Annotated in this window: 10 protein-coding genes and 1 pseudogene; 5 read left to right on the top strand and 6 right to left on the bottom strand. The window is 59.7% G+C overall.

All coding sequences use genetic code 11. The features are described from left to right. Window positions 1–217: 217 nt before the first annotated feature. Both MLPF_RS17415 and MLPF_RS15775 read right to left on the bottom strand, forming a co-directional pair. Window positions 218–1,222, bottom strand: a pseudogene (locus tag MLPF_RS17415) (alpha/beta hydrolase fold domain-containing protein); the annotation flags it as partial. A gap of 383 nt (window positions 1,223–1,605) precedes the next feature. Further along, window positions 1,606–1,740, bottom strand: coding sequence for a hypothetical protein (locus tag MLPF_RS15775; RefSeq protein ID WP_272946107.1), 135 nt, complete (start codon window positions 1,738–1,740; stop codon window positions 1,606–1,608). 834 nt (window positions 1,741–2,574) lie between these two features. On the opposite strand from MLPF_RS15775, the gene MLPF_RS07815 reads away from it, so the two are divergent. Both MLPF_RS07815 and MLPF_RS07810 read left to right on the top strand, forming a co-directional pair. Further along, complete coding sequence (locus MLPF_RS07815; protein WP_175266396.1) at window positions 2,575–2,724, top strand: hypothetical protein; 150 nt, start codon at window positions 2,575–2,577, stop codon at window positions 2,722–2,724. 62 nt (window positions 2,725–2,786) lie between these two features. Further along, a complete protein-coding gene (locus MLPF_RS07810) occupies window positions 2,787–2,957 on the top strand; it encodes a hypothetical protein (protein ID WP_237817104.1) in 171 nt (56 codons plus the stop codon). Here the strand turns inward: MLPF_RS07810 and MLPF_RS07805 are convergent. The 4 genes from MLPF_RS07805 to nadA all read right to left on the bottom strand — a co-directional run bounded on the left by MLPF_RS07805 (window position 2,954) and on the right by nadA (window position 7,371). Continuing rightward, the gene (locus tag MLPF_RS07805; RefSeq protein WP_237817136.1) at window positions 2,954–3,184 is read right to left on the bottom strand and encodes a hypothetical protein; all 231 of its coding nucleotides are present in this window, start codon (window positions 3,182–3,184) and stop codon (window positions 2,954–2,956) included. The two genes, MLPF_RS07810 and MLPF_RS07805, sit on opposite strands and share 4 nt — an antisense overlap. Window positions 3,185–3,893: 709 nt before the next feature. Continuing rightward, window positions 3,894–4,751 (bottom strand): carboxylating nicotinate-nucleotide diphosphorylase, encoded by an 858-nt coding sequence (gene nadC, locus MLPF_RS07800; RefSeq protein WP_045842991.1) that lies wholly within the window; start codon window positions 4,749–4,751, stop codon window positions 3,894–3,896. Next, entirely contained in the window at window positions 4,751–6,331 is a 1,581-nt protein-coding gene (locus tag MLPF_RS07795; RefSeq protein ID WP_162196914.1) for an L-aspartate oxidase, read from the bottom strand. The genes nadC and MLPF_RS07795 overlap by 1 nt, the downstream gene beginning before the upstream one ends. Beyond that, window positions 6,331–7,371: a quinolinate synthase NadA gene (nadA, locus tag MLPF_RS07790; protein WP_420329600.1), complete on the bottom strand. Its 1,041-nt coding sequence runs from the start codon at window positions 7,369–7,371 to the stop codon at window positions 6,331–6,333. The genes MLPF_RS07795 and nadA overlap by 1 nt, the downstream gene beginning before the upstream one ends. Before the next feature lie 64 nt (window positions 7,372–7,435). Between nadA and MLPF_RS07785 the strand changes: the two genes are divergently transcribed. The 3 genes from MLPF_RS07785 (at window position 7,436) to MLPF_RS07775 (ending at window position 9,168) form a co-directional block, all read left to right on the top strand. Further along, window positions 7,436–8,155 (top strand): NUDIX hydrolase, encoded by a 720-nt coding sequence (locus MLPF_RS07785; protein WP_045842988.1) that lies wholly within the window; start codon window positions 7,436–7,438, stop codon window positions 8,153–8,155. 313 nt (window positions 8,156–8,468) lie between these two features. Continuing rightward, window positions 8,469–8,729 carry a hypothetical protein gene (locus MLPF_RS07780; protein ID WP_236685003.1) on the top strand — a complete coding sequence of 87 codons (261 nt, stop codon included), beginning with the start codon at window positions 8,469–8,471 and terminating at the stop codon, window positions 8,727–8,729. A gap of 226 nt (window positions 8,730–8,955) precedes the next feature. Beyond that, window positions 8,956–9,168 carry a lipase family protein gene (locus MLPF_RS07775; protein WP_050039075.1) on the top strand — a complete coding sequence of 71 codons (213 nt, stop codon included), beginning with the start codon at window positions 8,956–8,958 and terminating at the stop codon, window positions 9,166–9,168. The last annotated feature ends 309 nt before the right edge of the window (window positions 9,169–9,477 follow it).

Here is a 9,477-nt window from a genome sequence, read left to right as displayed (position 1 = left end):
TAGATAGCTCAACGGCGCTCAGCATTCTCAACACGTAAACGCAGGAAAACCCCGACACAACGGCGTACCACTATGTACGACGCATTCAGGCTAAGGATCGTTCGGGCTTAGGATCGCCAGATATTGCAGATAGTAGTTTACCGGCAAATAGCGACAAGTCCGATATTGACGTGGCAGATCCCACAGCGGAAGAGCTTCCAACGGCGACCGCACCTAGCTACGTGATGACCTGACGCAAGGCATATATCTCGGCAAGGAACTGCTCGACGACCACCGCGACGTATGCCGCCCAGGCCGACACGAGGATGTCGAAAGCATTTTGCGTGTAAAGCAATTCAACTTAGACCACGGGCTGGCGACTAACCTCGCGGAATCGCGATGTGCAGTTGCGCGCCTATATCAACCGGGACCAGCGAGTGGTTGCGGCCATGTAACATAAAACGCCAGTACGTCTTGATCTATGTGCGTGATCGGCAACGCGACACGAAAATCGTGCGGGCGGTCGCTGCACTTCAGCTTGAACACGTACTTATGCGCTATCAGCAGCATAATCGGATGCATCGAGTTGATCGGACCAGTCAAGTCATAAACACCGTAGAACGGAACAGCCGCTTGTACCTGGATGGCAGCCTTCTCGACGCCCCGAGGAAACTGTGGACCGTTGAGGATTCTCACGGCAAGAGAAGTAAAAAGATGCCCGCCGGCCGAGCCACCTGTGAGCGCAATCCAGTCCGGGTCACCATCGTACTCGGCGATGCGCTCCTTTGTTCACGCGATCGCACACTTGACGTCGACGATCTGATCGGGCCAGGTGGAACGCGGGCTAGGCCGATAGTTGATCGCCACGCAGACACAACCCAGCTCGGCCCAGAGGCCCATCAGCGGGTGTGCCTGTCCACATTTGTTTCCAACCATCAAGGCACCCCCGGGAACCTACAGCAACACTGGAACCTGTCCACCGCGGTCCAAGTCGGGACGTCGCCAAATGTCGAGATGGTTCCCGGAACCTCACTGCCCGTAACTGACGTCGGCGTCATGCGCATAACCGCAGTAGGTCCTCAGCATCCGCGCAACTCCGGGATTCTTCGCAGTGGCAACACCGGGCCGCTTCCACAAGTCGCCCAGTTCAGTGCGACGACCGGGGCCCAAGCCCAGCGCCCAATACCGCGGTCAACGGCTTGTTGGCCCTGCACCCGATGCGGTGCAGACCCCACAACCCCAGTCATGACAGTGCCGAACCAGCTAGCGGTATTTACGGTGTATCCGCGTTGGCTGCCAACGCGGATACACCGTAAATACCGCTAGCTGAACACCAAAAACCCGAGCGATAAGCATCGAGGCGAGCAAATCGTAGCCGAACACGTACACCGAACAGTAACCATGCCTCGTCAACGGCCGGCAACCATTGGCGGTGCACACGAAACCCAGCGTTGAACACCGACACTACTGTCAGTTGCTTTCACCGCAGTCCCTGCCGTCTCACCAAGTCCGTCGTTACTGAATCTAACGGGATGCCTGATGAAGGCTACCCGGATCAGTCTCTGTGGGTTCGTCAATCACACCAAATACGCCAGGTCGATCATCAACATGAGGCCGGTCACCGCTCTAGCGGGCTTTGCCGGTGATCCGCAACAACGGATCGGGCTGGATGTCGGCGCCCCCACGCCCGGAATGAAACATCGCGCTGATCTCGCCGTTGCTGTCGCCGACGACGATCCGACGAAGTGTATGTGTGTCCACGTTGACTAATGTCCTTGACTAGGCTGACCGGCCTTTCGAAGGTAGCGCACTATCCAGGCACCAGGCCAGCCATATTAACCATTGACGACGGGCGATCCGGGTTTGCTGGGTGCTCATAGACGTCAACGTCCTGACTCTTGCCTTACAACACCCGGACGTCGACCTTGTCGAGTTAGCTTACGACCTGTTCCTCAAACCGTTCGGGGTAGGCTTCCGGGATCCGGGCACTGCACGTCATAAGGCACGATCGCAGCTTCGGCGTCCGGGAGCAGGTTGGCGGCCCGAGCGGTTTTGTCGACGGTGAGGATACTGTAGCAACCGCCACAGCAGCGGCGCATAAGTTCGACCGAGCGACAACACCATCCACGTTGGTATAGGGATGTTCTTCGCACGCCTCGACGACCACCATCTGCGCGGCCCCATTAATCCGCCAGTCTGGACAATCCACCACCCATAGCTAAATGTCAAGTTAGTCATGATCCTAACGTTTTCGCAACTACGAAGCGTAGGCCGTGTTGACCATGAAATGCACCGCGATGAGATCGTCGGCTCGCATCTTTTGCCGTGCCGCAGCGCTTCGATCACCCCAAGGTCAACCGAGTTCACGAGAACAAGCACCCGATTCCGAACATACGTCACCAACTCGGAGCAGTCAGTACGGAACGCCTCGAAAATGGCGGCTTAGGTTCGATATTCCCGGGTGAGTCGCATCAACACAAACGACCAGTAACACGCCTTCAGCGAACTTCGCCACCGCGAAAATCGTAGACAGGATCACCGTGGAACAGTTAATCGCCAGCCGAATTCCGCTGAACCGGCCCCGACGGCCAGCTGTTGCTTGAAGACGTGTTCGCTGGCTTGGTCACTGCCGCATTTGGTGCACCTGAACTGCTCGCCCGAGCCGTTGTTGTTGTGTGGTGGCCGGGGGTGTTGGTGTTTGTGGCAGGAATTGTTGGTCGGTTTCATAGGTGGCAGGTGAAGTAGTGTTCTGGTGTGCCATCGCTGGCCGATACGGTCGGGAGTTTGGTGGGCTAGCCTAGATCTTGTTGGCGCTGGGTGTTGGGGGCGCTTTCGGGTGCATGCTATGGCTGTGGGGTGTCTGTTTGTTCACCGGCCCTCGGCCAGCCGGTGTGCCCCCGGCTGTGTTGGTGCCGTGTTGGTTTCACAGTTCGTCGATGACCTCGCAGCCGGTGATGACGCGTACGGCGGTGCTCTAGCCTAGGGCAGTACTTGACTTTTTGTGGGGATCGACCGCGGAAGGAAGATAAAAGCCATCCACGGCGTGATCTGGTGACTTATGCGCGTGGCGGGCTAACACATCACCAGAAAAGCGCAACTGATCCCCGGCCACCCGCCACACCATACGCACCCCCAGCATCGCCAGCTTCGATGTCGCGGCCGGCGACCAACACCAACTACTCAGCGGCCCTTGCAAGCAGCCCACCTACGCCGCGACCAACCCTAAACCACCAACACAACCCAGGCAGTGCGAACTAGCTCATCCACCAGCGCCTCACACACTGATGGATGAGCCCAATCAGGCCGCGGCTTGCCCCATAGCAGCAGGCGACCGCCAACCCGATACTTCACGCCCCATGGCCAAAACAACTCACTGAGCAGTGATTCGGTAACCGCTTAGACCGCACTCGCGCCTGGCCGATGAAGTCATAGTCAGCCTGGGTAAGAACGGTCGCATCGACCCTAGACCCCGAACATCACACGGTGTCAATCACGCACTGAATGACCGGCAGCACCAAGAGCGTCGTAAGCGCCACCGCGCTGTCCAGCAGGAACTGCGGCAGCACCGCGATCCCGAAGATGGCCGCTTTAGGGGTTGATGGCGATCGACCTACTCGTGGCGAAGCCGGCTAGGTAACTAGCGCGACGGCTGCCCCATAGAGCCGATCGCCACCGAGTGGGTAAACGCGAGTGCCCTAATACACACAGCGTATGCACGTGGATTCATAGGTTGGCATGCGGCGCTCGAGAATCGACGACGCACGGAAAACTGACCAACGACACACGCGGAACAAATTGGGCTCACACTGATCTAGTTAATTTAAGGAGTGTTGATCCTCTCCCGAATCACCAGCTATTCGGGAGAGGATCAACACTGCCAAACCCACTACCCGCGCCTTGCTGCTCGGGTAAACCTACAAATCCAAGCCGATGTCGAGGATGCGCACCGAATGAGTCAACGCACCGACGGCGAGGTAATCTACGCCGGTCTCCGCGTAAGCCGCCGCGTTCTCGAGGCTCAGCCCACCAGACGATTCGAGCAGGACGGTAGGTGCTCGGATGTCTCGACATTGCACCGCCGCTTGTGTCTGCCACACTGGGAAATTGTCCAGCAGGATCAGCTCAGGATGCTCAGCCAGCATGGCATCAAGCTGCTCGAGTGAGTCCACCTCGACTTCGCACGGCAGCCCAGGAGCAGCTGCCCGCACTGCCCGCAGCGCGTCGACCGCCGATCCCACAAGGGCAACATGGTTGTCCTTAATCAATGCGGCATCACCGAGTCCCAGTCGATGGTTGACACCGCCGCCGACACGCACCGCGTACTTCTGTAGCGTACGCAGGCCAGGAAGCGTCTTGCGGGTATCTCGGATCTTGGTTTTGGTGCCACGTACGGCGTCAACCCAGGCCACCGTCACGGTGGCGATCCCGGACATATGGCAGACCAGGTTCAACATGGTCCGCTCAGCCGTCAACAGCCCTCGGGCCGCTGCCTGCACGGTCAGCAGCGGCTGACCTGATTGCAACCGGGCACCGTCCTCGACGCGATCGAGAACCCGGTAGCCGTTGGCGCCGAGCACTTCATCGAGGACCAGCAACGCCACATCCACCCCAGCGATCACGCCCGACTGGCGGGGCACCATCGACGCTGTGACAACCGTACCGGCCGATACGGTGGCCTGCGTAGTTATGTCGATCCCGTACTGTAGATCTTCATGCAGAGCGCGCTGAATGCTGTCTCGCGCCGCATTTAATTCGCAGTCGGACAGCATCATCAACCCGCCACCGCCAATGCCTCCGCACGCACCGAGTTTTGGTCGTCAGCCAGTCGAATCACGGTGCTGCGAGCGTGTTCTAGTGCGGCGTCCGGATACTCTGTGCAGTGATGACAACCCCGACTTTCATTGCGGGCCAAGGCCGCAGCGGCTACTGCCCGAGCAGTCAGCGTTAACGAGACGTCTTCGAAATCGCGGCGACCGGTCACGTGGCGGACCGGCGCCTCGGCCAGCGTTTCGGACAACCGCTGCAGACCGACAACGTCGCGCATCACCGCGGCGTCTTGACTCATCACGCGCTGGAGTTCACGGCGCTTCAGCGCGGTATGGGTGACAGGCTCGAGCACCGATGCACACGAACGCCCAGCCGCCGCTGCATGTGCGGCTGCAGCCTTTCCGGCTCGGCCACCGACCACCAAGCCTTCCAGCAAGCTGTTGGACGCTAAACGGTTAGCACCGTGCATCCCGGTGCGAGCCACCTCGCCAGCGGCGAACAGCCCAGCCAGCTCAGTTTGACCGTACGCATCAGTGACGATGCCACCGCAGCTGTAGTGTGCCCCCGGAACAACCGGGATCGGTTCACGGTCCGGGTCGATGCCAACGGTCCGGCATGCGGCGGTGACGGTGGGGAACCGAGAAGCGAAGCCGTCGATGCCGCGGGCATCGAGGTAAACGCACGAATCACCAGTGGCCTTCAGCCGTGCGTCAATAGCAGTCGCGACAACATCGCGCGGCGCCAGATCACCCAGTGGATGGACCCCTGCTGTTACCGAATTGCCTTTGCGATCAAGCAAAATTGCACCCTCACCACGGATGGCTTCGGTGACCAGCGACCGCCGACCACCGGTTCCAATACCCGCCGCGAAAAGCATGGTCGGGTGGAACTGGATGAACTCGAGATCGCTGACCGCCACACCAGCCCACAGCGCCAGAGCGATTCCATCGCCAGTGGACCCTTCAGGATTGGTAGTCGCGCCGTAGAGGTGCCCAAGCCCACCGGAGGCTAGGATCACCGAAGGTGCGCTGACTATGCCCCATCCATTTGGGTTGAGCACCGCCACTCCGTTCACCACGGTACCGTCGTGTAGCACTCGCAGGGCCAGGTGGCTAGTGCGAATGTCCAACACGTCAGCAGCGTGGTCGAGCGCCCGCTGCACCTCGGCGCCGGTGGCATCGCCACCGGCGTGCACGATACGTCGCCGCGAGTGCCCGCCCTCGCACGTCACCGCCCATCGTCCGGGAACTGATTCGTCGAAACACGCTCCGTAACCGACTAATTCGGTAATCGCGTGGTAGCCTTCGGCTACAATCGAATATACGGCGTCGAAATTGCACATGCCCGCCCCTGCCGCCAGGGTATCAGCAACATGGGCGTCGATAGAATCGTCGGAGTCCGGTAACACAACTGCGATGCCGCCCTGCGCATAGCGTGTCGCTGTCTCGCCGCGCCGCTGGTCGGCCTTGCTAAGTACGACGACGTTGCGGCCGGCGCGGTGGGCGGCAAGCGCGGCAGCCAGGCCTGCCACGCCGGCGCCTATTACCACCACGTCGGCCGTATGCTTCCAGTCGGGAGCTACCATCATTCGCCACCGCCAGGCAGCCCGATTTCGATCATCCGCTGCACACTGCGCCGGCCTGCCGCTGCAATTTCCGAGTCGACGTGAACCTCGTCGATACCTTCGACCAGACAGCGCAACAGTGCACCGGGAGTGATCATCTTCATGTACTTGCACGACGCGCGGTCGTTGACCGCGCGGAAGTCGATTTCCGGTGCTGCCCGGCGCAGCTGATACAACATGCCGACCTCAGTGGCGACCAAAATTTTGCGGTACTGCGTCTGGCTAGCAGCAGCTAGCATACCGCCAGTGGACAAGATCTTCACTCGGTCTGGCGGGAACGCGCCTTCACCAGCGAGGTACAACGCCGAGGTAGCACAACCACATTCCGGGTGTACAAACAGCTCGGCGTCGGGATTTGCGCGAGCCTGATCAGTGAGCTCGTCGCCGTTGATCCCGGCGTGCACATGGCATTCCCCCATCCACACATACACGTTCTTGCGGCCGGTCACGCGACGAACGTGGGCGCCCAGAAATTGGTCTGGGCAGAACAGCACCTCGCGACTGGGGTCGATGGACGCGACCACGTCCACGGCATTTGACGAGGTGCAGCAGATATCGGTGAGCGCCTTTACTGCCGCCGTGGTGTTGACATAAGACACTACGGCGGCGCCGGGATGCTCATCCTTCCAGGCACGGAGCTCGTCAGGGGTGATCGAATCGGCCAGTGAACAGCCTGCCCGCTGGTCCGGGATGAGCACGGTCTTGTTTGGGCTTAGGAGCTTAGCGGTTTCGGCCATAAAGTGCACGCCGCAGAACACGATGGTCTCCTCGGGCACCTCGGCAGCGATCCGCGACAGCGCCAGCGAGTCCCCCACGTGATCAGCGACGTTCTGGATGACGGGCAACTGATAGTTGTGCGCAAGCACGGTGGCGCCACGTAATCGCGTCAGCCGACGAACTTCAGCAGCCCATTGCTCGTCACCGTCCATGTCGGCGTAGCCAGCGGGTGGATCGGCGACGCCAGCAATCACGACAGTCATGTCGCCGGCGAGCGGCTCCATGCCATTCAGCACCGTCACAGCAGTTCCTTTCGGCACAGGAGGTTTTCGACTTATAATCGAAAACATGGCCTATGCTAGCACCGCGCACGAAGTGCTCGCAGTCGTGTTCCAGATTCGCCGAATTACCGCGCAGGTGCAGGAAGTCCCGCAAAAGGCAAAACCACAGCTTAGCGTACTGTTATGGGAACGTTCCCGGGATCCGCAACGGGGCGCATGGTCGCTGCCGGGCGGACGGCTACGCAATGACGAGGACATGACCAACTCGGTTAGACGCCAATTGGCCGAAAAAGTCGATCTTCGGGAGCTCGCACATCTGGAGCAACTCGCCGTGTTCTCCGAACCTGACCGACTACCGGGCACTCGGATGATCGCATCCACCTTTCTGGGATTAGTGCCCTCCCCCGCCACCCCCGAGTTGCCGCCAGACACCCGCTGGCACCCGTTGAGCACGCTGCCATCGATGGCCTTCGATCACGGTCCGATGGTGACGCATGCACGCGCCAGACTGGTCGCCAAAATGTCCTACACAAACATCGGATTCGCTCTGGCTCCAAAGGAATTCGCGTTATCAACACTGCGTGACATCTACAGTGCAACGCTAGGCTATCAGGTCGACGCGACAAATTTGCAACGGGTACTGGCCCGTCGCAGAGTCATCATCCAGACCGGAACCGTCGCGCAGTCAGGCCGTAGCGGGGGACGCCCGGCCGCGCTGTACCAATTCACTGACTCGCAGTTGAGGGTTACTGACGAATTTGCCGCGCTGCGGCCACCCGGGAATTAACTACGCGATTATAACTGGGGCACCACCTGTACTGACGGAAACAACACGGCGTTGTTAGGGTTGTTAGGGCAGTGGATATCGGCATGAACACGCTAACCACACAACCCGATGGCGTGGTAGCCGGCCGTTCATGCACACGAATAACGACTGACCGCGAAGAGAGCCTCTTAATGGAGCGCGCCAATCTGGCGGCGACGAGCGGAACTGACCGGACGACCGCTGCACGAGAAGTTGCAACACAAATGTACATCCACCGCTGCTGTCTAAAAACTTACTTTACCAGGCCACCCGCCTAGCTATACTCCCCAGGGCCGTGCTGCGCTCCCGCAACGTCGAGATGGCGTTCCTAGACTTGATCCCGCAACCCTTCACCACGAGCCAGCTGCTCTGCCGGACGATGGACATGAACGTCAAGCCAGAGGCGATGGTGACCATGGTGATCCTCCCTGGCCAGACCGGCCCGCTGTCGTCGTATCAGTGCGCGATCGAATACTATTACCCCACCGTTTGTCGTCCTATGCGCTGCAAAGACAAGGCCAAGGCTTTTGGGTCACTGACCCAGTTCAAGCTTTGATTATCATCGCTGCCCTCGCCGAGGGATGAGCCATCTCGGTACCCGACCACGAGGGCCCCCCGGATTATGGGGGTGCGCTCTATGAGGCCTGGCCTATTACGTGCTGGACGGCATCCGGGCTGCCCTGGGTTTCTGAGCTTCATCAGATTTGTCCCCAGTAGCGCCCATCAAGCTGTAGGGGATATTCCAGCGACGAACTGACCAACCCCACGCGGGCTGCTGAAGTATGTGCCGAGTATGCACCCAAGCTGGACATCGTCGGAGCGGTGCCGGGATCAACCGGTCCACGACCCGTGGTCATACCTTCCGCCAACTCAACGGCGGCTTCCTTGCAAGTTTGCCAGCACTGTTGGTGGTCGCCCTCCACACCACCTACCCCACCCTGAACAAGGTCATCAAAGAGCACGCTAACGACGAAGGACACGCTCTGCTATCATAGCTGAAAAAGATGAATACGGTGGGCGCGGTCACCAAGATCAAGATGGCGGGAAAAACATCAGCGACTATATCGACAAACCGCTCGCGGAAACTCTGTCCAGACCGACGGTTGCTCTGGTCTTCGACAACATCAGGCTAGGCTCCGAGGCGCCAACCCACCCGTCTTGATCTTGCAAGCCATCCACGACTAAACCTAATCGACGTGCTAGCCGACGCCTAATTAGATATTAGGTAGATATTAGGCCGGCAGTGCCCGGGTCACCTATAACCGGGACCCGTTCAGCGAACACATGGCGCTGAACCCGCTGTC

Origin of the sequence: Mycobacterium lepromatosis, assembly GCF_000975265.2 — a bacterium.
GTDB classification, from domain to species: domain Bacteria; phylum Actinomycetota; class Actinomycetes; order Mycobacteriales; family Mycobacteriaceae; genus Mycobacterium; species Mycobacterium lepromatosis.
The sequence above is the reverse complement of the archived record's forward strand: the minus strand, read 5'-3'. Positions and strand labels throughout refer to the sequence as shown.

Excerpts from the sequence above, each read along its gene's own strand:
- nadC (WP_045842991.1), bottom strand. The coding sequence starts at position 4,751 with ATGATGCTGTCCGACTGCGAATTAAATGCGGCGCGAGACAGCATTCAG.
- MLPF_RS07795 (WP_162196914.1), bottom strand. The coding sequence starts at position 6,331 with ATGGTAGCTCCCGACTGGAAGCATACGGCCGACGTGGTGGTAATAGGC.
- nadA (WP_420329600.1), bottom strand. The coding sequence starts at position 7,371 with ATGGAGCCGCTCGCCGGCGACATGACTGTCGTGATTGCTGGCGTCGCC.
- MLPF_RS07785 (WP_045842988.1), top strand. The coding sequence starts at position 7,436 with ATGGCCTATGCTAGCACCGCGCACGAAGTGCTCGCAGTCGTGTTCCAG.
- MLPF_RS07775 (WP_050039075.1), top strand. The coding sequence starts at position 8,956 with ATGTGCCGAGTATGCACCCAAGCTGGACATCGTCGGAGCGGTGCCGGG.